The sequence below is a fragment of the Streptomyces sp. YIM 98790 genome (assembly GCF_011421595.1).
Lineage (GTDB): Bacteria > Actinomycetota > Actinomycetes > Streptomycetales > Streptomycetaceae > Streptomyces.
In genome coordinates this window covers 17,643-41,464 of record NZ_WTLH01000023.1, presented here as the reverse complement: position 1 = coordinate 41,464, position 23,822 = coordinate 17,643, and the positions used below count along the sequence as shown (strand labels likewise).

The following is a 23,822-nucleotide window of genomic DNA, read 5'->3' as shown; positions in this document are numbered from 1 at the left end:
CGCGATGGACCCGGCCGCCGTGTGGCTGGCCATCGGGCTGACCGCGGTGGGCTGCTACCTGGTCAAGCTGCTGGGGCTGTCGGTGCCGGCCGGGGCGCTGGAGCGCCCGCTGGTGCGGCGGCTGGCCGCGCTGCTCCCGGTGGCGCTGCTGGCGGCCCTGACCGCGATCCAGACCGCGGACGGCGGGGACGGTTCGCCGGTGCTGGACGCCCGGGTGGCCGGGCTGGCCGCGGCCGGCGCGGCGGTGCTGCTGCGGGCGCCGTTCCTGCTGGTGGTGGGCGTGGCGGTGGCGGTCACGGCGGGGGTGCGGGCGCTGGGCGGCTGAGCCGCTCGGGACGTCGGGGGGATACTGGGAACATGCGGCTGACGGACTTCTGGGAACGGATGCGGGAGCATTTCGGCGAGGCCTACGCGGACTCCTTCGCGCGGGACCATGTGATGTCCGAGCTGGGCGGGCGCACGGTGTACGAGGCGCTGGAGGCGGGCTGGGAGGCCAAGGACGTGTGGCGGGCGGTGTGCCGGGCGATGGACGTCCCGGCCCGGCTGCGCTGAACGGGGCGACGGCACCGGCCACGACCTGCTGATTTACCCCTCGCATACCGCTCTGAGCTGCGGGTTTGCGGTTTTCCACAGGCCCGGCGAGTCGCTTGACACGAAAATCGAACATCCATTCATATGGAGGGGCGGCGGCTGCCGGAGGCCGCCCCGGACCCGATTGTCAGTGGCAGGCGCTAGCGTCATTGACGTGAAGCGATCGAACCAGAAGACGGTGGCACCCATGGCAGGTACGGACCGCGAGAAGGCGCTGGACGCCGCCCTCGCACAGATTGAGCGACAGTTCGGCAAGGGCGCTGTGATGCGCATGGGCGAGCGGTCCCAGGAGCCGGTCGAGGTCATCACCACCGGTTCGACCGCGCTCGACATCGCGCTCGGCGTCGGCGGTCTGCCCCGGGGCCGGGTGGTGGAGATCTACGGCCCGGAGAGCAGCGGCAAGACGACCCTCGCCCTGCACGCCGTGGCCAGCGCCCAGAAGAACGGCGGCACGGTCGCCTTCGTGGACGCCGAGCACGCGATGGACCCGGAGTACGCCAAGAAGCTCGGGGTCGATGTGGATCAGCTCATCCTCTCCCAGCCGGACAACGGCGAGCAGGCGCTGGAGATCACCGACATGCTGATCCGGTCCGGTGCGCTGGACCTGATCGTGATCGACTCGGTCGCCGCCCTGGTGCCGCGGGCCGAGATCGAGGGCGAGATGGGCGATTCGCACGTGGGTCTCCAGGCCCGGCTGATGAGCCAGGCGCTGCGGAAGATCACCGGCGCGCTCAGCCAGGCCAAGACCACGGCGATCTTCATCAACCAGCTCCGGGAGAAGGTCGGCGTGATGTTCGGCTCCCCGGAGACGACCACCGGCGGGCGGGCGCTGAAGTTCTACGCCTCGGTGCGGCTGGACGTCCGCCGCATCGAGACCCTCAAGGACGGCACCGAGGCGGTGGGCAACCGCACCCGGGTCAAGGTCGTGAAGAACAAGGTCGCGCCCCCCTTCAAGCAGGCCGAGTTCGACATCCTCTACGGCGTGGGCATCAGCCGTGAGGGCGGCCTGATCGACATGGGCGTGGAGCACGGCTTCATCCGCAAGTCCGGCGCCTGGTACACCTACGAGGGCGACCAGCTCGGCCAGGGCAAGGAGAACGCCCGCAACTTCCTGCGCGACAACCCCGACCTCGCCAACGAGATCGAGAAGAAGATCAAGGAGAAGCTGGGCATCGGCCCGCGGACCCAGGCACCCGAGCCCGGCACGGACGCCGCCGGCAGTGAGACGGCGGCCGCCGTGCCCGCTCCCGCCCCTGCGGCGGCGGCACCGGCGGCCAGGACCACCCGGGCCGCCAAGGCCGCGGCGGCCAAGAGCTAGGCCGTGCACCGGCCGCGATCACGGGACGAAGCGGAACGGTCGGGTCCGCCCGGAGCTCCGGCCGATCCGGTGGAACGCGCCCGGGCGATCTGCCTGCGCCTGCTCACGGGCTCACCGCGCACGCGGGGGCAGCTCGCCGAGGCCCTGCGCAAACGGGACATCCCGGAGGACGCCGCGGTAGCGGTCCTGGACCGCTTCGAGGAAGCCGGGCTGATCGACGACGCGGCCTTCGCCGACGCCTGGGTGGAGTCCCGCCACCACGGCCGAGGGCTGGCCCGGCGGGCGCTCGCCCGCGAGCTGCGCACCCGGGGGGTGGACAGCGTGCTGATCGACGACGCGGTCTCCAAACTGGGCAGCGAGCGTGAGGCCGAGACGGCCCGGGAGCTGGTGGCACGCAAGCTTCGCGCCACCCGTGGCCTGGAGCGTGACAAACGGATCCGGCGGCTGGCGGGCATGCTGGCCCGCAAGGGTTACCCAGAGGGCCTGGCCCTCCGCGTGGTCCGCGAAGCCCTGGAAGCCGAAGGCGAGGACCCGGAGTTCCTCGACCCTTACTGTTGAGCTCTTGCACGGTAGGCGGTGAGGCATCAGCTGCTGATCGTTGATCATGGTCGTGTGGTCGGGAACGTGAAGCGGGTAGCGATCACCGGCGACCGGAGGATGACGGGTCTTTCGATCTATGTGATCGCTGAAGACGTCGAGGCGGATCCGGTATGGCATGAATGGCACCAGGCCAGAGGTCGGGGTCGAAGGCCGGCGGCCTGTCCGCGCCGCACACGGTTGGCCTTCTGATCCGCCCGCTCCGGGATCACCGCCCGGATGCCCCTGCGCCGCAGGGACTGGCGGATCGCCCGGGGGAGTACGCCTTGTCCGCAATGACCGCGTCGGGCCTGCGGCGGGGCCGTCCGGCGCCCGTTCGGAGCACCCTCAAGGCGTCCATGACGTCGTCGAAGACGGTGAAATCGTTGACGTTGCCGGCGGGCGTGATGACGACGGCCAGGGGCCGGCCACGACCGTCGCAGGCGAGATGGAGTCTGCGGCCGGTAGGCGCGGGTGCGTTTGTGGGTGATCCCGGCCGCGGCCAGGGCATTGCGCCACAGACGGGACTTGTAGCAGGAGCTGGCTGTCGGTCCGCACCCGCTCGACGGTGCTCCCGCAGGAGGCGAAGAACACCTGCGCTCGCCCCCAGAAGGCGCCGGCGGCCTTCTTCTTCTCGTCGGTGAGGATCGCGCTGTAGGCCAGGCGGGAGTGGCCGTCGACGGCGGTGTGCACATAGCTGTAGCCGGCGCCGGAACGCGTCCTGCGCCCGCCTGGCGGCCGAGGACCTTGTGGCCGCCGCCGTCGGGGATGTTGCCGAGCTATTTGATGTCCACGTGCACCAGCTCGCCGGGCCTGGCGCGTTCGTAGCGGCGTATGACGCGGCCGGTGGCCCGGTCCAGGTGCGCGAGACGGGCCAGGCCGTAGCGAGTCAGTACCCGGTGCACGGTGGAGGGCACCAGGCGCAGCAGGCCCGCGATCCGTGCAGGTCCCCAGCGGCGCAGAATCCGCACCTTGATGATCCGCCGCTCGGTGCGCGGCTGGCATGCGGAGGGCTGGAGCGGTCGCCCATGCCCGCCTCGCCGTGCTGCCGGCAGAGGAAGGGACGGGATGAATGCTCGTGCCAAGTCTTGATCAGCTCGTCCGCGTTCTGAAGCGTGAACCCGAGGAGATCCAGTACCGGCCGCACCTGCTCGACGGCTGCCTCGCCAAGTTCGGCCTGATCAACACCATGGCCCCATCACGAGCTCAGGGTCAGTAATGGCCTACAAACATCTCTCGAGAAAGTGAAAAGGGCCCGCCAGTGAGCTGACGGACCCACAACAACAGCCCCAGGTCAACTGGTAGACTTTGTCTTGATGCCCGAGCTCTCATAAAAGGTCATCGGCGGGCAGAAGACGTAGGAGATTCCGCTTGTCCTCCAGAGTTCCGGCTCACGAGTTATGATGGTGTTGTCACTCGTGCGGCACCTGACGACTGCCTTGTAGCTTCCACCGTTACTCTGCTTGCACTCGGCAGAGGAGCCGTTGGTGTACTTGCCGTAGGTACAGCCGGTCGGATGGGCCATGATGGAAATATCGCCGAAGTTCTGCTGTGTCTCTGTGCTGGGCTCAGCTGCGGTGGCCGTGCCTGGGAATCCGAGGACTGCCACCACTGCGGTAGTGAAGAGCGCTGCACTCATCTTCTTCATTGAGCTGCTCCCATCTCGATCGCTCTGGTCGTTCTCAGGCCTTCTTGCTGGAAGAAGTTTCGACACCCGCAGAACTCGCTCGATATGCTCCCTCGCAGTACGCAGTGGAGACTCCGAATTGCTTCCATGTGCCGTAGAACCACTTGAACTGGTTCGTTTCCGGGTGCTTGCATATGGCAACTGCTCGGTAAGAGCCACCGTTGTGGCTAGAGCACGAGGCTTGGGTCCCCCAACTCCCCCAGACGTCGTAACTGCAACCGGTGGGATGTGCCATGGCGCCAACTTGGGAAGCTGATGCTGTCGTCGTGGCACCCAACGAGAAGATGCCGGCCATTAGCACTCCCAGCGCTGACGTAACGGAGCGTCGAGCGCGAGTACTCTTGAGCAAGTTTCTTCACCTATCTACTCTCAGCGGTAAACGCGCAAGGGCGTCATGACCAGGGTGACAGAAGTGCGACATCGGCTTGAATGCCACCCTTCATCCTTGTGTGCGCGGAGAGCTTTTTCATGTCCTCCGTGCAACTAGAACACTTCCACTCCTGTTGGGAAATGGCAAGTGCGACAAGGGCTTTCTGAGGGTTGCTTGAGCTTCGCGCTCCATCAAAGGGTGAAGAAAGGGGTGATGGGCGACAAATGCATCTCGAGAAACCGGAAGAATTGATTCCAATTCCGGTTGCACGTAATGCGCAAGAAGGCATCGCAGAATCTTTTCCAGCCTCAGGCGGAGGGTCTGGGCTTGGCGTTCAACGTCGGTGGCCTCGATGTTCCCTGAGCGATTCGCCGCGTTTGGCTGTTTTGTCGACGTCATGGTGTCTGGCCCGGTGCTTGTTCTTCAGGCCGGGGGCCGTCCGGGGCCAGATCGGGAGAGTTCCGTGCGACTGCCGGACGGGCCACGGCCCTGCGGACGCTGCGAAAACCCCGGCGACGCGCGGGATGAGGCGCCGGGGTGGGGCAGGCCGTTCCAACAAGCGGTCCAGCGAACTGTACTGAGTCTTGTGGAGTCCGTGATGTGCCGCGGATTCGGCGCAGTCCGGGTTGCTGGGCGATCAGTCATCCAGCGTCCGGAGAAGATCCACATGCCCTGCAGCTTCCCGCTCGAATTCGTCGCAAGGTCCTCGTCCTCATCGAGTCTGGCCGCAAGGTCGCCCAGCGCCTGGGGAACAGTGGCCGGACGATCGACACCTGGCGGCGCCAGAACCGTGTCGATACCGGCCAAAACCCGGCATCAGCAGCAACCACGCCGAAGTCGTCGCACGCCTGCCGCCGCATCGCCGAGCCTCAGACAGAGCAGCCTTCTCTCCTCCGACAGCCGCAGGCCGACGGTGGAGAGACCTGACCACTTCGGGAAGCAGTGCTGCCGTCTCAGCGCCAGTGTGCCCGAGACGAGACTGACGAAGTCGTCCGCGTTCCGGATCACCGGTGATCGGCCAACCCCTCAGGCGAGCAGGGCGGTGATGGTGTGGCGGAGCGCGGGGGTGTCGGGGGCGGGGAGAGCGGCGGCCAGCCGGCCGTCCGGCCGGACCAGCAGCAGGGTGTGCGCGCCCGCGCCCGGATACTCCTCGGTCACCAGCAGCTCGGCCGGCAGCGGCACGCTCCGCAGCGCTTCGGCCAGCTCCGGGATCAGCCCGGCGGACAGCCAGTGCTTGGCGTCCCACACCCGGGAGCCCGGTGCGGTGAGCACCGCCAGCAGCGGACCGCCCAGCAGCTCGCGCAGCGTGGCGCGGGTGCCGTCCAGCGCCGTCACCGGCACATCGGCGGCCGGTGAGCCCGGGGCTGTGGCCGGCGTCCGGGCATGGCGGTGGTCGCCGCCCGGTACCGGGTAACTGCCCGGTCCGCCCAGGGTGCCCAGGCCCAGATGGGCGTCGGTGAGCAGGGCCAGCCGGCCCCGGCCGCGCACCGTCTGCCGGTCGCCGCCGCGCCCCCGCACCAGCGGCAGTGCCTGGTCCACGGCCCGCAGCCGGGTACCCACCGCCGAGCGGCGTTCCCGCTCGTAGCTGTCCAGCAGCTCCCCGGCATCATCCTGGTGGCAGGCCACGGCCAGCTTCCAGGCCAGGTTGTCCACGTCCCGCAGGCACTCGGCGATCTGCTGGGTGCCCAGGGCGCCCAGCAGATGGGCGGCGTCCCCGGCCAGGAAGACCCGGCCGCGCCGCCAGCGGCGGGCCAGCCGCTGGTGGCACTGGTGCACCCCGGTGTCCAGCAGCTCGTAGGGCGGGACCTCTCCCTCGTGCCAGGCGGCCAGGGTGCGGTGCAGCGCCTCCAGCAGGGCCTGCGGGGTGACCAGCTCGCCGTCCGGCGGCATCGGCCAGTCCAGCCGCCACTGCATTCCGCTCAGCGGCCGGGCCAGCACCTCCAGGGTGCGGCCCGGCCCGGGCAGCGCCCGGTGCAGCGCCCCCTCGTCCGGTTCCGCGCCCGGCCACAGCAGCGCCGTCCGCACCACGGCCACCGCATAGCGCTCCACTGCGGTCCGCCCCGGAAACGGCACCTGAAGCAGCTTGCGCACCGTGGAGCGGGCCCCGTCGCAGCCCACCAGATAACTGCCGCGCCGCTCCCGGTCGCCGGTCAGCTGTGCCGTGACGCCCTTGTCGTCCTGCTCCAGCCCGGTGATCCGGCACGCCCGGGCGATCTCCACCAGCCCGGTGCGCCGCACCGCGTCCCGCAGCCCCGCCTCCAGCGCGTCCTGCGGCAGATGCAGCGGGGCGGCGTCGGCCGGGAACCGGCTGTGCTGGACCGTTTTGCCGCGGTGAGTGGTGCGCCAGCCGGACCAGGCCAGGGCCTGCCGGCGGACCGCGGGCGGCCGGGCCCAGTGCGAGGTGTCCGGGGGCAGCACACAGCTGCGGGCCGGACGCCGGTCCGCCGCCTCGCCCTCCGTGCCGGCGGTGCCGTCCAGCAGCAGCACGGGCACGGTGTGACGGGCGAGGGCGAGCGCCAGCGCGAGCCCGGTCGGGCCCGCGCCGGCGATGATCACGGGCTGCACAGGAGTATGCAACCCAGCGGCTGTTGGCCCGTCAAGTCGGTGCAGACATACGTCGACCAGCGGCACCGTGCAGCACGCGTGGGCCGCCGGACTACTTCCCGGCCCGTCGGCCGCCTACGGGCCCCGCGGTTCGCGGTGTTGCTCGTCCTCCGGTTCCTGCCGAAGGGCCGAGGCGGCCGGAACCGGCTGGCCCGGACCTTCGATCTGCTCGTCCATGGCAGCGGCCAGCACGGTGCCGCCGCGCCTCCGGGCCCGCCGCAGCCGGCGCTCCAACCAGCCGGCGAAGCTGGTGAGCAGGAAATTGAGCACGATGAAGACGGCCGCGATCACGGTCAGGGTGGCGATCACATTGGCCCCGTAATTGCCGTAGATGGGCCGGGTTTTGGAGATCAGCTCCGCGTAGCCGAGCAGGGCGCCGCCGAGTGCGGTGTCCTTCACGATGACCACCAGCTGGCTGACGATCGCCGGGAGCATCGCGGTGACCGACTGCGGCAGCAGCACACTGAGCATGGTCTGGCTCTTGCGCATGCCGATGGCCTTGGCGGCATCGGTCTGTCCTTGTGGCAGGGCCAGAATCCCGGCACGGAACACCTCGGCCAGCACCGACGCGTTGTACAGCACCAGGCCGGTCACGACCGCGTACAGCGGACGCAAATCGGAGCTGATCTCGGTGTACACGGCGTAGAAGGCGCTGGCGAAGGCCATCAGCATCAGCACTGGGATGGCGCGGAAGAACTCCACCACCGTGCCCGCGGCCCAGCGCAGCCATGCGTGCTCCGACAGCCGGGCGATACCCAGAGCCGCACCCAGCGGCAACGCCAGCGCCATGGCCAGCGCGGCGGCCTTCAAGGTGTTCACCAGTCCGGGCAGCAGATAGGTGGTCCACACCCGGCTGTCGGTGAAGAACGGGCTCCACTTGTTCCAGTCGAGCTGGTTCTTGTCGCTCAGCCCGCGCACCACCCACCATGCGACCAGGGCGGCCACCACGATAAAGCCCAGGCTGTAGAGCAGGTTGCGCAGCCGGGCCTGCGGGCCGGGGGCGTCGTACAGTACGGAACCGCTCATCGGCTGACTCCCACTCGCTTGCTCACCAGGCCCAGCAGCAGACCCGTGGGAAGGGTTAGGGCGACGAACCCGAAGGCGAACACGGCGAAGACCAGGAACAACGCGTCCGCCTCGTTCTCGATCATGGCCTTCATCAACCACGCCGCCTCGTGCACCCCGATCGCCGCGGCGACCGTGGTGTTCTTGGTGAGCGCGATCAGTACGCTGGCCAGCGGACCTACCACGGCGCGGAACGACTGCGGCAGCACCACCAGGCCCAGCACCTGGCCGAAGTTCAGGCCCAGCGCGCGGGCAGCCTCCGCCTGTCCCAGGGGGACCGTGTTGACACCCGAGCGCAGTGCCTCGCAGACAAAGGCGGAGGTGTAGGCGATGAAGCCGAGGATGGCCAGCCGGAAGTTGATGTCCTCGGGCTTGGGACCGCCGCTCAGGGTCACGCCCAGCGTCTGGTAGAGCCCGATGGAGCAGGCAACGATGATCACGGTAAGCGGCGTGTTGCGCACGATGTTCACATAGCCGGTGGCGAAGCCGCGCAGCACCGGGGCCGGCGCCACCCGCATCGCCGCCAGGATCGTGCCCCAGATCAGCGAGCCGACAGCGGACCAGAAAGTGAGCTGCACCGTCACCCAGAAGGCGCCGAGCAGGTCGTATCGCTCAAGATCGAGGAAATCGAACACGTCGTCTCTCGTCAGGGGGTCGGAGGGAGGGAATGGCGCACCACCCGTCCGGGCGGTGCGCCACGCCCGGAAGGCTCAGTTGGTCTCGGTGATCTCCGGGGCCTCCTCGGCCTCGTAGCCCGCCGGGCCGAAGTGCTTCTCCACAGCCTCCTGCCACGCGCCCTCGTCGATCATCTTCTGCAGTGCGGCGTTGACCTCGTCCCGCAGGTCCGATCCCTTGGGCAGGCCGACTCCGTAGCGCTCGTCGCTCAGGTTCAGACCGGCCAGCTTGAACTTGCCGGCGTGCTCGTCCTGCGCCGCGTAACCCGCGAGAATCACGTCATCGGTGGTCAGGGCGTCCACGGCTTCGCTCTCCAGACCGGTCAGGCACTCGGAGTAGCCGCCGAACTCCTGGAGCCCGGCGTCCGGGGCGAAGTCGTCGCGGACGTTCTGTGCGGAAGTGGAGCCGGTCACCGAGCACAGGGTCATCTCGTTGATCTGCTCCACGTCCGTGACTTCGTCATCGGCACGGATCAACAGGTCCTGGTGGGCGATGAAGTACGGGCCCGCGAAGTCCACCCGCTCGGCGCGCTCCTCGGTGATGGAGTAGGTCGCGAAGATCATGTCGACATCGCCGTTGACCAGCATGTTCTCGCGCTCGGCGGACGGCGACTCCTTGAACTCGATGTCGCTCTCCTCGTAGCCGAGTTCGGCCGCGACATAGCGGGCGACGTCCACGTCGAAGCCCTCGTAGCCGCCGTCTGGTGTCTGCAGGCCCAGGCCCGGCTGGTCGATCTTGATGCCGATGGTGATCTTGTCGCCACCACCCCCGTTGCCGCCGCCATTGCCCCCGCCGTTGTCATCGTCGGAGCCACACGCGGTTGCGGTGAGGGTGAGGGCGAGAGCGGTGGCGGCGAGAACACTTGCCTTGCGGATCTTCATGATGCGTCTTCCCTAGGGTTGGTGGTAAGGGGTGCGTAGGGGATGTGTCCGGAGGGCGGTCCGCATCCGGGACAAAGCTCAGTGGTGCAGGATCTTGGACAGGAAGTCCTTCGCCCGGTCGCTGCGGGGGTTGTCGAAGAACTGGTGCGGCTCGGCCTGTTCGACGATGCGGCCGTCCGCCATGAAGACCACCCGGTCGGCGGCCGAGCGCGCGAACCCCATCTCGTGGGTGACCACCACCATGGTCATCCCCTCGCGGGCCAGCTGCTGCATGACCTCCAGGACTTCGTTGATCATCTCCGGGTCCAGCGCCGAGGTGGGCTCGTCGAAGAGCATCACCTTGGGTTCCATGGCCAGCGCCCGGGCGATGGCCACTCGCTGCTGCTGCCCGCCGGAGAGCTGCGCCGGATACTTGTCGGCCTGGTTCGCCACCCCGACCCGGTCCAGCAGCGCCCGCGCGTTCGCCTCGGCCTCGGCCCGCCCGCGCCGCCGCACCTTGATCTGGCCCAGGGTGACGTTCTGCAGCACCGTCTTGTGCGCGAAAAGGTTGAACGACTGGAACACCATGCCCACATCGGCACGCAGCCTGGCCAGCTCCCGCCCCTCCGCGGGCAGTGCCCTGCCGTCGATGCTGATGGTGCCCGAGTCGATGGTCTCCAGGCGGTTGATGGTGCGGCACAGCGTCGACTTGCCGGAGCCGGAGGGGCCGATCACCACCACGACCTCGCCGCGGCGGATCGTGAGATTGATGTCCTGGAGCACATGGAGCGCACCGAAGTGCTTGTTCACGTCCCGCAGGACGACCAGGTCCTCCGCCAGCGGCGGCGCGTCCGCGGGGTCCTTGGTCAGCGATACGTCGTCGCTCATCGGTCTGGTCTCGCTCCGTCCTCGTCGATTCCAGGGACCCTAGCCAGCGGCCCCGAGTGCGTCAGCAGATCTGAGCGGAAATTGAGCATCACGAAAAGGAATCGCACCGCCGCACACCGTGAGCGGCTGTCACCTGCGGTACCGGGTGCATAACGAAAGGCACCCCGGGTCCTGGTTCTCTTGACGCATCCTGGTGCCATCGGCGTCCATCCTCGGGTAGGAATGCCGGGAAGCACCCGGGGAGGGCCCCGGTGCGGGCCGCCGCGAGGGACGCGGCGAGGGCCCGGCACAGCCCCGGCGGGGGGCGACGCCGTCCGGAAGCGCGGGAAGGGAGGCACGGTGCGACTGCTGCTCGTCGAGGACGACAACCATGTCGCCGCGGCGCTGATCGCCGTCCTCGGCCGGCACGGCTTCGAGGTGCGGCACGCCAGGGGCGGCGAGGAGGCGCTGGACATCCTGCGCACCGACACCTTCGGCGTGGTCCTGCTCGACCTCGGCCTGCCCGACGTGGACGGCTTCGAGGTCTGCGGACGCATCCGCCGGCTCAGCGGCACCCCCGTCATCATGGTGACCGCCCGCGCCGACGTGCGCTCCCGTATCCACGGACTCAATCTGGGCGCGGACGACTACGTGGTCAAGCCCTACGACATGGGCGAACTGCTGGCCCGCATCCACGCGGTCAGCCGCCGCACCGGCAGCGAGAGCGGCGACGCCGAATCCGCCCCCGGCACCGACAGCGGCTCCCGGGAGACCGGCAGCGTGCTGCGGGCCGGCCCGCTCACCGTCGACCTGCCCGGCCGCCAGGTCACCGTCGGCGGTGAGCCCGTGGCGCTCACCCGCAAGGAGTTCGACCTGCTGGCCCTGCTCGCCCAGCGCCCCGGCGTGGTCTACCGCCGCGAGCAGATCATCAGCGATGTGTGGCAGACCAGCTGGGAGGGCACCGGCCGCACCCTGGAGGTGCACATCGCCTCGCTGCGCGCCAAGCTCCGCCGGCCCGAGCTGGTGGAGACGGTGCGCGGCGTCGGCTACCGGCTCGTCCTCCCCGGCGCCTGAGCGGCCCGCCCGGCATGCGCTCCCGGCTTCTCCTGCTGCTGACCGTGCTGCTCGCGGGCCTGCTGCTGGCGCTCGGCGTGCCGCTGGCCGCCAGCCAGGCGGCCCGGGAACAGCAGCGGGTGGTGGTGGACCGGATCGACGACACCAGCCGCTTCGCCTCCCTCGCCCAGTTCGCCGCGGTGCCCGGCGACCAGCCGGTCGGCGGCGCGCTCACCCAGCTCCAGGACGAGCTGAACCGCTACTACGACCTCTACGGCATCCGGGCCGGCGTCTTCGACCGCAACGGCCTGGCCATCGCGCAGGCCCCCGCCGACTGGCGGATGACCCCGGACAGCGCCCACGCCGGGGCCTTCGACAGCGCCTTCGCCGAGGCCCTGGCCGGCCGCCGCAGCCACGGCCCCGGCCAGATATGGCCCTGGGACGCCGGCGCCCGGCTGGTCGTCGCCTCCCCGGTGATAAGGGACGGCGACGTGGTCGCCGTGGTGCTCACCGACTCGCCCACCGGGCCGATGCGTTCCCGGGTGCTGCGCGGCTGGATGCCGGTGGCCGCCGCCGAGGCCGCCGCCATGCTGCTCGCACTGGCCGCCGCACACGGCATGACCCGCTGGGTGCTGCGCCCGGTCCGGGTGCTGGACCGCACCGCGCACGCCATTTCCACCGGGCGGCTCAACTCCCGGGTCGCCGCCGCCGGCGGCCCGCCCGAGCTGCGCCGCCTGGCCCGCTCGTTCAACGAGATGGCCGACCACGTGGAGGAGGTGCTGGAACAACAGCGGGCCTTCGTGGCGGACGCCTCGCACCAGCTGCGCAACCCGCTGGCCGCGCTGCTGCTGCGGATCGAGCTGCTCGGCCTGGAGCTGCCCGAGGGGCATGAGGAGTACGAGTCGGTGCGGGCCGAGGGCCGGCGGCTGGCCCAGGTGCTGGACGGGCTGCTGGACCTGGCACTGGCCGAGCACAGCCCGGCCGACCCGCGGATCACCGACATCGCCGGGCTGGTCGCCGAGCGCATCGCGGCCTGGCGGCCGGTCGCGCTGCGCCGGTCCATCGACCTGCGGGCCGCCGGGCCCGGCGCGCTCACCGGCTGGGCGGACCCGGTCGCCACCTCCAGCGCCCTGGACGCCCTGATCGACAACGCCCTGAAGTTCACCGAGGACGACGGCGAGGGCCGGGTGACCGTGACCGTCGCGGCCGAGGGCGAGTGGACCAGGGTCACCGTCGCCGACAACGGCCCGGGCCTGACCGACGAGGAACTGGCCCGGATCGGCGACCGGTTCTGGCGCAGCGGACGCCACCAGAACGTCTCCGGCTCCGGCCTGGGGCTGTCCATCGTCGGCGCGCTGCTCGCGGCCGGCGGCGGACGGCTGGACTACGCCCACCACCGGCCGCGCGGCCTGGCGGTCACCGTTTCCGTGCCGCGCACCGCACCCGGCAGCTCGGCACCCGGCCCGGACCGGCCGCGTGCCGAGGTGCTGGCCGCGTCGCTGGCCGCCTCCCCGGCGGACACGGACCCGGACAGGGCATCGGTCGGGGCCACGGACAGGGGCAGGGAAAGGGCCACGGAAAGGGGCACGGACACACGGGCGGGCACCGGGGCGGCCACCGGGCACCGCAGCGGACGCCGGCCGCGGTGGCGCCCCGTGCCCCGGCCCCGGCGGGCGGACCCGCCGCCCGCCGCCGTCCCCGGGCAGGGCGGCGCACAGCGGGGCGGCGGGGAGCGGGGCCCGGAGGTTCAGGACTTGACCGAGCGGTAGTAGCGCACGGCGCCCTCGTGCAGCTCCAGCGGCCGGGTGTAGACGGCGGTGCGCAGATCCACCCGCTGCGCCGCGTGCACCTCCTCGGCGATCCGGTCCCGTCCGCTGATCACCGCCCGGGTGACGTGCTCGGTGAGCTGCCCGTCCAGCGACTCCATGGCCACCAGCAGATTGGCCACCGCGATGGTGTCCACCGCGCCGCCGGTGCGGATGTCCGGATACACGTCCGCGGGCACCACCGCCGCCCGGTAGTGCGCGCCCTCCTGCCCCAGCACGTGCAGCCCGGACAGCAGCTCGCCCAGCGGCACCAGCCGGATGTCCATCCGCAGCGACAGCTTCTCCACCGCCGAGGTGGGCAGCCCGCCGGACCAGAAGAAGGCGTCCAGCCGGTTGTTCTCCAGCAGCCGCGGCATGGTGTGGATGCCCTCCCGCACCGGCCGCAGGTCCTCCTCCATGTCCAGCCCGGCCGCCGAGAGCATCTGCCGGGCCACCAGCTGCACTCCGGAGCCGTCCTGGCCGACGCCGACCCGCAGCCCGGCCAGCCCGGCGGCCGACTCGACCGGCGAGCCGGCGGGCACCACGAGCTGCATGTAGTCGTCGTAGAGCCGGGCCAGGGCGCGCAGCCGGCCCGACTCCGGGCCCCCGCCGAGCTGGTAGGTCACCAGCGAGTCCGCGGTGGCGATGGTGATGTCGGCCTCGCCGGACACCAGCCGCTGGATGTTCTGCAGCGAGCCCTCGCTGGGCAGCAGCACCACTTCCATGCCGGGCAGCTCCCGGGCGAGCTGGGCCTGGAGCAGCTGTCCGTAGCGCACATAGACCCCGCTGGGCACCCCGGTGCTCATGGTGAGCCGCCCGCGCGGCCCCGGACCGTGGTCGGCCGCGGTCCTCCACCACGCCGCCCCCGCCAGCGCGCCCGCCCCGGCCGCGCCCCAGCCGAGCAGCCGGCGCCGGGTGGGCGGCTGCGGGCGGCGGGCACGGGCCGGCGGGGACAGACGGATGTTCACCCGCCACAGTGTGCCGCCCCCGGCCCGCTCCCGGAAAGCGGCATGAGTGCTGACAGTGCGGGCCCTTAGACTGGGGAACCGGCCTCGCCCCGGCCGGGGACGGCCGGGCGGGCGGGAAGACGACCGGGCAGACGGCGGCGCGGCAGCGCCGCCCCGCGGATGGGTTTGGATGAGTTCTGGCATGTCGGACGGCGCGCGTACGTACCTGGTGAAGACCTTCGGCTGTCAGATGAACGTGCACGACAGCGAGCGGATGTCCGGGCTGCTGGAGGCCGCCGGCTATGTGCGCGCCCCCCGCGACTCCGACCTGGCGGACGTGGTCGTGTTCAACACCTGCGCCGTCCGGGAGAACGCCGACAACCGCCTCTACGGCAACCTCGGCCAGCTCGCGCCCAGGAAGGCCGCCCGGCCCGGCATGCAGATCGCGGTCGGCGGCTGCCTGGCGCAGAAGGACCGCGACACCATCGTCCGCCGCGCCCCCTGGGTCGACGTGGTCTTCGGCACCCACAACATCGGCAGACTGCCGGTGCTGCTGGAGCGCGCCCGGGTGCGGGAAGAGGCCCAGGTGGAGATCGCCGAATCGCTGGAGGCCTTCCCCTCCACCCTGCCCACCCGGCGGGAGAGCGCCTACGCGGCCTGGGTCTCCATCTCGGTCGGCTGCAACAACACCTGCACCTTCTGCATCGTGCCCGCGCTGCGCGGCAAGGAGAAGGACCGCCGGCCCGGGGACATCCTGGCCGAGATCGAGGCGCTGGTCGCCGAGGGCGTCAGCGAAATCACCCTCCTCGGGCAGAACGTCAACGCCTACGGCTCCGACATCGGCGACCGGCAGGCGTTCTCCGCGCTGCTGCGCGCCTGCGGCGGCATCGAGGGGCTGGAGCGGGTCCGCTTCACCTCCCCGCACCCGCGCGACTTCACCGACGACGTGATCGAGGCCATGGCCGGGACGCCGAACGTGATGCCCCAGCTGCACATGCCGCTCCAGTCCGGCTCGGACCGGGTGCTGCGCGCCATGCGCCGCTCCTACCGGCAGGAGCGGTACCTGGGCATCATCGAGAAGGTGCGTGCCGCCATCCCGGACGCCGCGATCTCCACCGACATCATCGTGGGCTTCCCCGGCGAGACCGAGGAGGACTTCGAGCAGACCCTGCACGTGGTGCGGGAGGCTCGGTTCGCCCAGGCGTTCACCTTCCAGTACTCCAAGCGGCCCGGCACCCCGGCCGCCGGGATGGAGGGCCAGATCCCCAAGGCGGTCGTCCAGGAGCGGTACGAGCGGCTGGTCGCCCTCCAGGAGGAGATCTCCTGGGCGGAGAACAAGAAGCAGGTCGGCCGGCGGCTGGAGCTGATGGTCGCCGAGGGCGAGGGCCGCAAGGACGACGCCACCCGGCGGATGTCCGGGCGGGCGCCCGACAACCGCCTGGTGCACTTCAACCCGGTCCCGGCCGGTGGCGGGAGCGGGAGCCGTGAGGCGGCCCCGCCGCGCCCCGGCGACCTGGTGACCGTCGAGATCAGCTACGCCGCCCCGCACCACCTGCTGGCCGAGGGCCCGGCACTGGGCGTGCGGCGCACCCGCTCCGGGGACGCCTGGGAGCTGCGGCAGGCGGCGGAGCGGCAGCAGGGCGGGGCCGGGGGCGTGATGCTGGGCATGCCCACGGTCGGCGCCCCGGCAGTCCGGCCGGAGCCGGCCGGAGGATGCAGCCTGCACTGACCACGGCACGGCGACGCGGGGCGCGTCCGGGCGGCTCCGCCCGCACCGCTGCCGGGGCTGCGGGCCGGAGCGGGCGCGAGCCCCGGCAGAAGTGCGCCCGGCCGCCGCTGCCGCGCGGGACCGCCCGGTCTAGGGTGGTGATCATGCTGGTCGCCGCCGCCGTCTGTCCCTGCCCGCCGCTGCTGGTGCCCGCCGTCGCCGGGGACGCCGCCGCCGAACTGGACGGGGCGCGGGCCGCCTGCCGGGAGGCCGTCGCCGCCCTGGCCGCCGCCCGGCCCGCCCTTGTCGTGGTGGTCGGCCCGGACGGCACCGACGGCCCCGCCGTCCACCCGGCCGGCACCCGCGGCGGCTTCCACGGCTACGGCCTGCCCCTGGAGGTCACCCTCGGCACCCCCGACCCGGCCCGCCCGGACGACGGCGGCCGCCTGCCCCTCTCCCTCACCGTCGGCGCCTGGCTGCTCGCCGAGGCGGGCTGGACGGCGGCTCCGGTGACCGGCCTGGCCGTGGGCCCGGCCATGGAGCCGGACCGCTGCGCCGACGAAGGCCGCCTGCTGGCCGCCGCGGCCGAGCGTGTCGCCCTGCTGGTGATGGGCGACGGCAGCGTCTGCCGCGACCGCAAGGCCCCGGGCTACCTGGACGAACGCGCCATCCCCTTCGACGACGCGGTGGCCCGGGCGCTGGCCGGGGCCGACACCGCCGCGCTCGCCGGGCTGGACCCGGCCCTGGCCGCCGAACTGGGCGCGGCCGGCCGCCCGGCGTGGCAGGTGCTGTCCGGTGCGGCCGGCAGCTCCCGGATGGACGCCCGCCTGCTCTGGCACGGTGCCCCCTACGGCGTCGCCTACTTCACCGCTCTCTGGACCGCCCGCTGAGCACTCCACGAGCACCCCGGTCCCGCGGTGGCCGCGGTGGCCGCGTGCGGGGGTCTGGGAGGATGCGGGGGTGACCTCCTTCTCGTCGCCTCCGTCCGGCCCGCAGGTGATCGCCGTGGTGGGGGCCACCGCCGCGGGCAAGTCCGACCTCGGGGTCGATCTCGCCCGCAGGCTCGGCAGCGAGGTGATCAACGCCGACTCCATGCAGCTCTACCGCGGCATGGACATCGGCACCGCCAAGCTCACCGAGGCCGAGCGGCGGGGCGTGCCGCACCGGCTGCTCGGCATCTGGGACGTCACGGTCACCGCCAGCGTCGCCGAGTACCAGCGGCTGGCCCGCGCCGAGATCGACCGGCTGCTCGACCGGGGCCGCATCCCCGTCCTGGTCGGCGGCTCCGGCCTCTACCTCCGCGGTGCCGTGGACGCGCTGCGCTTCCCCGGCACCGACCCGGGGGTCCGCGCCCGCCTGGAGGGCGAGCTGGCCCGCCACGGCAGCGGCGCCCTGCACTCCCGCCTGGCCGCCGCCGACCCCCGTGCCGCCGCCGCGATCCTGCCCAGCAACGGCCGCCGGATCGTGCGCGCGCTGGAGGTCATCGAGATCACCGGACGGCCCTTCACCGCCAACCTCCCCGGTCCCGGTGAGGAGCAGTCCGTCTACCGGACGCTGCAGATCGGGGTGGCCGTGGACCGCCCCGAACTCGACGCGCGGATCGCCGCCCGGGTGGACCGGATGTGGCGGGACGGACTGGTGGCGGAGGTGCGGGCGCTGGAGGCCCGGGGCCTGCGCGAGGGCCGCACGGCCTCCCGCGCACTGGGCTACCAGCAGGTGCTCGCCGCGCTGGCCGGGGAGTGCACCGAGGCCGAGGCACGTGCGGAAACCGTACGCGCCACCCGCCGGTTCGCCCGCCGTCAGGAGACCTGGTTCCGCCGCGACCCGCGGGTGCACTGGCTGGACGGCGGCGAGGCCGGCCGTGACCGGCTTCCGGAACACGCATGGGCGCTGGTCGAACGGGCGGTCACATCCTGATCACGTGATGGCATAGGAACGCCTCAGGCGCGTGGTTGCCCAGCCCGGACGTGCCATCATCAAGCTTGCTGCTGCTGTTTGAGCCGTACGCTGGGAGGGCGCGTGGCGATGGAAGCCGGCCCTCGGGAGAACGATGGCCGCACGGGAAGACCCCCGGCACACCGCCGGGGCGATCTGCCGGTGGCGACGGACGCCGCACCGGGCGTCGCCGCGGAGATCTTCGACGTCCCCGCGGATTCCGCGGCCTCCGGCCCGCAGCCCGGGCAGCCGGGCGGCGGTGAGCCGGAGGAGCCCGCCGAGTCCTATGCCGAGCTGCGTCCGCCGCGCCGTCTGCGGCTGATCCAGCTCGCCCCCATCCTGCTGCTGAGCCTGCTCGGCTCGCTGATGTTCGCCTTCCCGCTGGCCTTCGCCTTCGACGAGACCGGCGCCGTGGTGGCCATGCTCGGCCTGCTGATCGGTTCCAGCGCGGCCGGCTGGGGCCTGATCGCCGCCCGCCGGGTCGGCTACACCCTGCCCGGGCTGCCGCCGCGCGGCTCCGGCCGCCGCCCCGACTGGCGGCTGCTGGCCCTGTACGCGCTGGCCGTGGTGGTGTTCCTGGTGTTCGCCGTGTGGCGGGTCGCCGCACTGCGCTGAGGAGTCCCCGGACCGGCGGCCCCCGGCCGGCGCGCGCCCGGGGGAGGGCGGGCACCGCCGCCGCAGCGCCGTACGATCGGGGGTGTGACCACCGCACAGCAGGACGTACAGCAGGACCGCGACCGCCGGGCGCCGAGCCAGCCGGTGCCCTTCCTCAAGGGGCACGGCACCGAGAACGACTTCGTCATCCTGCCCGATCCGCTGGGCCGGCTGGAGCTGTCCGCCGCCACCGTGGCCCGGCTGTGCGACCGGCGGGCCGGGCTGGGCGGTGACGGCCTGCTGCGGGTGGTGCGCTGCGACGCCGTTCCGGAGGGCCGGGCGCTGGCCGCCGAGGCCGAGTGGTTCATGGACTACCGCAACGCGGACGGCTCCGTCGCCGAGATGTGCGGCAACGGCGTCCGGGTGTTCGCCCGCTACCTGCAGCGGGCCGCGCTGATCGGCCCCGGGCGCGGCGAGGTGCCGATCGGCACCCGGGCCGGCATCCGCCACGTCCGGTTCACCGGCGACGGCGGGGACGGCGCGGTGACGGTGGCCATGGGCGCGGCCCGGCTGCCCTCCGGGCCCGGCGAGTCGGTCACCGTGGCCGTGGGCGACCGGAGCTGGCCGGCCCGCCATGTCGACATGGGCAATCCGCACGCGGTGGCCTTCGTCGCCGACCTGGCCGAGGCGGGCGCGCTGCGGGAGCCCCCGGCCGTCACCCCGGCCGCCGCCTACCCGCACGGCACCAATGTGGAGTTCGTCACCGACCGCGGCCCCGGCCACATCGCCCTGCGGGTGCACGAGCGCGGCTCCGGAGAGACCCGCTCCTGCGGCACCGGGGCCTGCGCCGCCATGGTGGCCGCCGCCCGCCGGGACGGACGCGACCCGGCCGTGGACGGCACCCCCGTGCACTACACCGTGGACGTGCCCGGCGGCCGGCTGGAGATCACCGAACACCCCGACGGCTCCGTCGAGATGACCGGACCGGCGGTCATCGTGGCGGAGGGCATCCTGGATCCGGCCTGGCTCGGCCTGCCGGACTGAACCGGATCACGCCCACCGTCCGACCGGCCACCCCACCGGCGGGTTTCGGCCACTTCGCCGCGGACAAACGTCCCTCGAACGGGTGAAGCAGCCGGATCCGGGCGGCCCCCGTCCAATGGCCCGTGGTGGGCTCGGTACCATCAAGCACCGGCGCCACTACGGGGAGATTACAGCGTGTGGGACGCGCGGACGACGGCCCCTGACCCAGGCCACCCGCCGCCGCCTCCTTGAGCTCCTGCAGAGCCCGGTCATCCGACAGGCCGCGGAGGTGTCCATGAGCAGCGCAGAGGCGACCGGCTCGACCATGCCCCGTCGCTGGCGGGGCAACCGCATCGACGTCGGGCGGCTCATCCGGGCCGGACGGGCCGCTCTGCTCTCCGGCCCGCTGCGCGGCGCGCTGCCCGATGCCGTGGAGCACATCGGCCGCGCCCACCGCCAGCACCACCCCGATGCCGACCTCGGCCCGCTCCGGCACGCCTATGTGCTGGCCGAGTCGGCCCACCGCGGGCAGATGCGCAAGAGCGGCGAGCCGTACATCACCCACCCGGTGGCCGTCACGCTCATCCTGGCCGAGCTGGGCGCCGAGACCACCACCCTCACCGCCTCGCTGCTCCACGACACCGTGGAGGACACCGAGGTGACGCTCGACCAGGTACGGGAGCAGTTCGGCCCCGAGGTGGCCCATCTGGTGGACGGTGTCACCAAGCTGGAGAAGGTGGACTACGGCGCCGCCGCGGAGCCGGAGACCTTCCGCAAGATGCTGGTGGCGGCCGGCAGCGATGTCCGGGTGCTCTCCATCAAGCTCGCCGACCGGGTGCACAACATGCGCACCCTGGGCGTGATGCGGCCCGAGAAACAGGCCCGGATCGCCCGGGTGACCAGGGACGTGCTGATCCCGCTGGCCGAACGGCTGGGCGTGCAGGCGGTCAAGACCGAGCTGGAGGACCTGGTCTTCAAGGTGCTGCACCCCGAGGAGCACGCCCGGGCCCTGGAGCTGATGCGCGGCCACCGGGCACAGGGCGAGCCGCTCGCCCCGGTCGCGGACGCGGTCCGCACCGTGCTGCGGGAGGCGGGCATCGCCGCCGAGGTGGCGATCCGGCCCCGGCACGTGGTGTCGGTGCACCGCAACGCCCTCAAGCGCGACGGCCGGCTCGGCCCGCACGACTACGCCCGGCTGCTGATCCGGGTGCCGGAGAACGCCGACTGCTACGCCGCCCTGGGCGAGCTGCACACCTGCTTCACCCCGGTGGTCTCGGAGTTCAAGGACTTCATCGCCGCCCCCAAGTTCAACCTGTACCAGTCGCTGCACACCGCGCTGGCCGACGGCTCGGGGGCGGTCACCGAGGTGCTGATCCGCACCCACCGCATGCACCGGGTGGCCGAGACCGGGGTGATCGCGCTGGGCGATCCGCTCTCCGGCACCGCCGAGGGCGGCGAGGGCGCGGGCCCGGCCGCCGCCGGCGGCGGCCCGGCCGGCGAGGATTCCGAGCGCGCCGACCCGACCCGCCCCGGCTGGCTGTCCCGGCTGCTGGAGTGGCAGCGGCAGGCCCCCGACCCGGACACCTTCTGGACCGAGCTGCGGGGCGAGCTCGCCGAGGACCGGGAGATCACGGTCGTGGCGGAGCACGCCGGGGAGCAGCGGCCGCTTCCGCTGCCGGCCGGGGCCAGCTGCGTGGACGCCGCCTACGCCCGGCACGGCCGGGCCGCCCACGCCTGCATCGGCGCCCTGGTCAACGGGCGTCTGCTGCCCCTGCACACCCGGCTGCGGGACGGCGACACCGTGCGTCTGATCCTGGCCCCGGAGGGCACCTCGGGCCCCGCGCCGGAGTGGCTGGAGCACGCCCGCACGCCGGCCGCGCGGATCGCCATCCGCCGCTGGCTGGGCGGGTCCGAGGAGGGCACGGTGGTGCCCGGGCCGCTGCCCCCTGCCGAGGGGCCCGCCCGGGCTGCCGCCCCGGTCCCGGTGGCCGGGTCCGGCGCCGGGTCCGTGGCCGGGCCGGCCGGACGGGCCCGTCCCGCCGCGGCGGGGGAGTCCGTCCCGGTGCTGGTCGCCGGTGTTCCGGACGCCCAGGTGCGGCTGGCCCGCTGCTGTACCCCGGTGCCGCCGGACGAGATCACCGCGTTCGCGGTGCGCGGCGGCACCGTCACCGTGCACCGCAGCGGATGCGCCGCCGCCGGGGAGATGAGGGCCGCCGGGCGGGACGCCGTCCGGGTCCGCTGGCGCTCGGCCACCGCGGGCTGCCGGGTGACGCTCTGCGCGGAGGCACTGGGCCGGCCGCATCTGCTGGCCGACCTGGCCGAGGTGCTGGCCGAGAACGGCGCGGACGTGCTCCAGGCGGAGGTCGAGCCACCGCGCGAGCAGCGTGTCCGGCACACCTACACGGTCCGGCTGGCCGATGCCAGCGGCCTGCCGCAGGTGATGCGTGCCATGCGCCGGGTGCCCGGCGTCTACGACGTCACCCGGGCCCTGCGCACCACCGCCGCCTGACGCCGCCCGGCCGGTACGGGACGTGGCCGGGCCGGCGGCACCGGCCACCTGATCGGGTGGGACGGGAGGGTTTCGGCGGCCCGCGGGGCCGGGTCGCTGATACCGATGGGCCATGATCACCTCTGTTCCCCGGTCCTCCCGCCGCCGCCGTGCCCTGGCGGCCGCCGCGGCCGTCGCCGCCGCGGTCACGCTGACCGCGGCCCGGCTTCCGGCGCCCGCGGCGGCCGGCGTCGGCGACCGCCTCTTCCCGCACCTCGGCAATCCCGGCTATGACGTGCTCAGCTACCACCTGGAGCTGGCCTACGACGGCGACCCCGCCCGGCCGCTGGCCGGCCGGACCACGCTGGTGGCCAGGGCGGAGACCGCTCTGCCCCGCTTCAACCTGGACTTCTCCGCCGGGCAGGTGCGGTCGGTGACCGTGGACGGCGCGGCCGCCGGATTCGCCACCGCCGAGGAGGACCTGGTCATCGACCCGGCGGTGCCGCCCGCGGCCGGCCGGACCTTCCAGGTCACGGTGGAGCACACCAGCCCCACCGGGGCCGAGCACACCGCCTGGATCCGCACCGCGGACGGCCTGGTCACCGCGGCGCAGCCGGATGCGGCACACCGGGTGTTCCCGGCCAATGACCATCCCTCCGACAAGGCGCTGTTCAGCTTCCGGATCAGCGTTCCCGAGGGGGTGACCGCGGTCGCCAACGGCATTCCCGTCGGCCGGGTGCCCGGCCCCGGCTCCCACTCCGGCCCCGGCGACGCCGGAACCGTGACCTGGAGCTACCGGACCCGGCACGCCATGGCCCCGGAGCTGGTGCAGATCGCGCTCGGCGACCTGGCGGTGGTGCACCGCGACGCCGCGTCCCCGGTCGCGCTGCGCGACGTGGTGCCGCGGGCCGACCGGGAGGCGCTGGAGCCCTGGCTGGCCCGCACCCCCGGCCATCTGCGGTGGCTGGAGGAGCGTCTCGGCGACTACCCGTTCAGCCACTACGGGGTGCTGGTCGCGGACGCCGTTTTCCCCTTCGCCCTGGAGACCCAGACCCTCTCCCTCTTCCCGCGTTTCCTCTTCCTCGCCGGGCAGGGACGGGTCCCGGACTGGCAGCGCGAGGAGGTCATGGTGCACGAGCTGGCCCACCAGTGGTTCGGCAACAGCGTCACCCCCGCCGAGTGGAGCGACCTGTGGCTGAACGAGTCGCACGCCACCTGGTACGAGTGGACCTGGGCGGCCGAGAACGGCGGCCCGGCCCTGGAGGAGCGGGTCCGCGCCGCCTACGAGCGCTCGGACGTCTGGCGGGCCCAGGCCGGCCCGGTCGCGGCACCGCACGGCCCCGAGGGGGAGGGGCACCCGGAAATCTTCCACCCGGTGGTCTACGACGGCGGCGCGGTCGCCCTCTACGCGCTGCGGCAGCGGATCGGTGCCGCCGCCTTCGAGCGGCTCCAGCGCCTGTGGGTGGCCCGGCACCGGGACGGCAACGCCACCACCGCGGATTTCGTCGCGCTGGCCGAGCAGGTCTCCGGCCGGGAGCTGAGCGGCTTTCTCACCGACTGGCTGTACGGCGAGCGCACCCCGGCCATGCCGGGCCACCCCGGCTGGCGGCCCGTCCCGCCCGGCGGCGGAGAAACCGCATGACGGCCGGGGACCGC

Annotated in this window: 20 protein-coding genes and 3 pseudogenes; 14 read left to right on the top strand and 9 right to left on the bottom strand. The window is 72.5% G+C overall.

Going from position 1 to position 23,822, the window contains the following annotated elements; all coding sequences use genetic code 11:
- Positions 1-4 precede the first annotated feature (4 nt).
- From GQS09_RS06750 to recX, 4 genes and pseudogenes are all read left to right on the top strand, one after another.
- Complete coding sequence (locus GQS09_RS06750; protein WP_165985076.1) at positions 5-325, top strand: AzlD domain-containing protein; 321 nt, start codon at positions 5-7, stop codon at positions 323-325.
- 32 nt (positions 326-357) lie between these two features.
- Positions 358-552, top strand: a complete 195-nt coding sequence (locus GQS09_RS06745) for a DUF3046 domain-containing protein (protein ID WP_165985069.1) — start codon at positions 358-360, stop codon at positions 550-552.
- 226 nt (positions 553-778) lie between these two features.
- Positions 779-1,909, top strand: a complete 1,131-nt coding sequence (gene recA, locus GQS09_RS06740; RefSeq protein WP_165985075.1) for a recombinase RecA — start codon at positions 779-781, stop codon at positions 1,907-1,909.
- A 51-nt stretch (positions 1,910-1,960) separates the two neighbouring features.
- Positions 1,961-2,467 (top strand): annotated as a pseudogene (gene recX, locus GQS09_RS06735) (recombination regulator RecX); the annotation flags it as partial.
- A 247-nt stretch (positions 2,468-2,714) separates the two neighbouring features.
- On the opposite strand, the gene GQS09_RS06730 reads toward recX, so the two are convergent.
- Positions 2,715-2,996, bottom strand: coding sequence for a transposase (locus GQS09_RS06730; RefSeq protein ID WP_399552432.1), 282 nt, complete (start codon positions 2,994-2,996; stop codon positions 2,715-2,717).
- Positions 2,920-3,536 (bottom strand): annotated as a pseudogene (locus GQS09_RS29165) (DDE-type integrase/transposase/recombinase); the annotation flags it as partial. The gene GQS09_RS06730 and the pseudogene GQS09_RS29165, both read right to left, overlap by 77 nt.
- 27 nt (positions 3,537-3,563) lie before the next feature.
- On the opposite strand from GQS09_RS29165, the gene GQS09_RS06720 reads away from it, so the two are divergent.
- On the top strand, positions 3,564-3,704 hold the full coding sequence (locus GQS09_RS06720; RefSeq protein ID WP_165985067.1) for a hypothetical protein: 141 nt from the start codon (positions 3,564-3,566) through the stop codon (positions 3,702-3,704).
- A gap of 75 nt (positions 3,705-3,779) precedes the next feature.
- Here the strand turns inward: GQS09_RS06720 and GQS09_RS06715 are convergent, their stop codons facing one another.
- From GQS09_RS06715 to GQS09_RS06690, 6 genes are all read right to left on the bottom strand, one after another.
- Positions 3,780-4,133, bottom strand: a complete 354-nt coding sequence (locus tag GQS09_RS06715; RefSeq protein ID WP_165985066.1) for a hypothetical protein — start codon at positions 4,131-4,133, stop codon at positions 3,780-3,782.
- A 1,435-nt stretch (positions 4,134-5,568) separates the two neighbouring features.
- Positions 5,569-7,107 carry an FAD-dependent monooxygenase gene (locus tag GQS09_RS30295; protein WP_165985065.1) on the bottom strand — a complete coding sequence of 513 codons (1,539 nt, stop codon included), beginning with the start codon at positions 7,105-7,107 and terminating at the stop codon, positions 5,569-5,571.
- A 114-nt stretch (positions 7,108-7,221) separates the two neighbouring features.
- Complete coding sequence (locus GQS09_RS06705) at positions 7,222-8,172, bottom strand: amino acid ABC transporter permease (RefSeq protein ID WP_165985064.1); 951 nt, start codon at positions 8,170-8,172, stop codon at positions 7,222-7,224.
- Positions 8,169-8,846 (bottom strand): amino acid ABC transporter permease, encoded by a 678-nt coding sequence (locus GQS09_RS06700; protein ID WP_165985063.1) that lies wholly within the window; start codon positions 8,844-8,846, stop codon positions 8,169-8,171. The genes GQS09_RS06705 and GQS09_RS06700 overlap by 4 nt, the downstream gene beginning before the upstream one ends.
- Before the next feature lie 75 nt (positions 8,847-8,921).
- Positions 8,922-9,767 (bottom strand): glutamate ABC transporter substrate-binding protein, encoded by an 846-nt coding sequence (locus tag GQS09_RS06695; protein ID WP_165985062.1) that lies wholly within the window; start codon positions 9,765-9,767, stop codon positions 8,922-8,924.
- A 78-nt stretch (positions 9,768-9,845) separates the two neighbouring features.
- On the bottom strand, positions 9,846-10,634 hold the full coding sequence (locus GQS09_RS06690; protein ID WP_165985061.1) for an amino acid ABC transporter ATP-binding protein: 789 nt from the start codon (positions 10,632-10,634) through the stop codon (positions 9,846-9,848).
- A gap of 339 nt (positions 10,635-10,973) precedes the next feature.
- On the opposite strand from GQS09_RS06690, the gene GQS09_RS06685 reads away from it, so the two are divergent.
- Positions 10,974-11,687 (top strand): response regulator transcription factor, encoded by a 714-nt coding sequence (locus tag GQS09_RS06685; protein WP_165985060.1) that lies wholly within the window; start codon positions 10,974-10,976, stop codon positions 11,685-11,687.
- Positions 11,688-11,701: 14 nt separating this feature from the next.
- A pseudogene (locus GQS09_RS06680) lies at positions 11,702-13,111 on the top strand (sensor histidine kinase); the annotation flags it as partial.
- Between the two features lie 302 nt (positions 13,112-13,413).
- On the opposite strand, the gene GQS09_RS06675 reads toward GQS09_RS06680, so the two are convergent.
- Positions 13,414-14,439, bottom strand: coding sequence for a TAXI family TRAP transporter solute-binding subunit (locus GQS09_RS06675; protein WP_313896019.1), 1,026 nt, complete (start codon positions 14,437-14,439; stop codon positions 13,414-13,416).
- Positions 14,440-14,620: 181 nt separating this feature from the next.
- On the opposite strand from GQS09_RS06675, the gene miaB reads away from it, so the two are divergent.
- From miaB to GQS09_RS06640, 7 genes are all read left to right on the top strand, one after another.
- Entirely contained in the window at positions 14,621-16,147 is a 1,527-nt protein-coding gene (gene miaB / locus GQS09_RS06670) for a tRNA (N6-isopentenyl adenosine(37)-C2)-methylthiotransferase MiaB (RefSeq protein ID WP_207957535.1), read from the top strand.
- Positions 16,148-16,290: 143 nt separating this feature from the next.
- The gene (locus GQS09_RS06665; protein WP_165985056.1) at positions 16,291-17,016 is read left to right on the top strand and encodes a class III extradiol dioxygenase subunit B-like domain-containing protein; all 726 of its coding nucleotides are present in this window, start codon (positions 16,291-16,293) and stop codon (positions 17,014-17,016) included.
- Positions 17,017-17,086: 70 nt separating this feature from the next.
- A complete protein-coding gene (gene miaA / locus GQS09_RS06660; protein ID WP_165985055.1) occupies positions 17,087-18,043 on the top strand; it encodes a tRNA (adenosine(37)-N6)-dimethylallyltransferase MiaA in 957 nt (318 codons plus the stop codon).
- Positions 18,044-18,151: 108 nt separating this feature from the next.
- Complete coding sequence (locus GQS09_RS06655) at positions 18,152-18,676, top strand: hypothetical protein (RefSeq protein WP_165985074.1); 525 nt, start codon at positions 18,152-18,154, stop codon at positions 18,674-18,676.
- Positions 18,677-18,820: 144 nt separating this feature from the next.
- Complete coding sequence (gene dapF / locus GQS09_RS06650) at positions 18,821-19,699, top strand: diaminopimelate epimerase (protein ID WP_313896020.1); 879 nt, start codon at positions 18,821-18,823, stop codon at positions 19,697-19,699.
- A gap of 274 nt (positions 19,700-19,973) precedes the next feature.
- Positions 19,974-22,187 carry a bifunctional (p)ppGpp synthetase/guanosine-3',5'-bis(diphosphate) 3'-pyrophosphohydrolase gene (locus GQS09_RS06645; protein WP_165985054.1) on the top strand — a complete coding sequence of 738 codons (2,214 nt, stop codon included), beginning with the start codon at positions 19,974-19,976 and terminating at the stop codon, positions 22,185-22,187.
- Positions 22,188-22,299: 112 nt separating this feature from the next.
- A complete protein-coding gene (locus GQS09_RS06640; protein WP_165985053.1) occupies positions 22,300-23,808 on the top strand; it encodes a M1 family metallopeptidase in 1,509 nt (502 codons plus the stop codon).
- Positions 23,809-23,822: the final 14 nt, after the last annotated feature.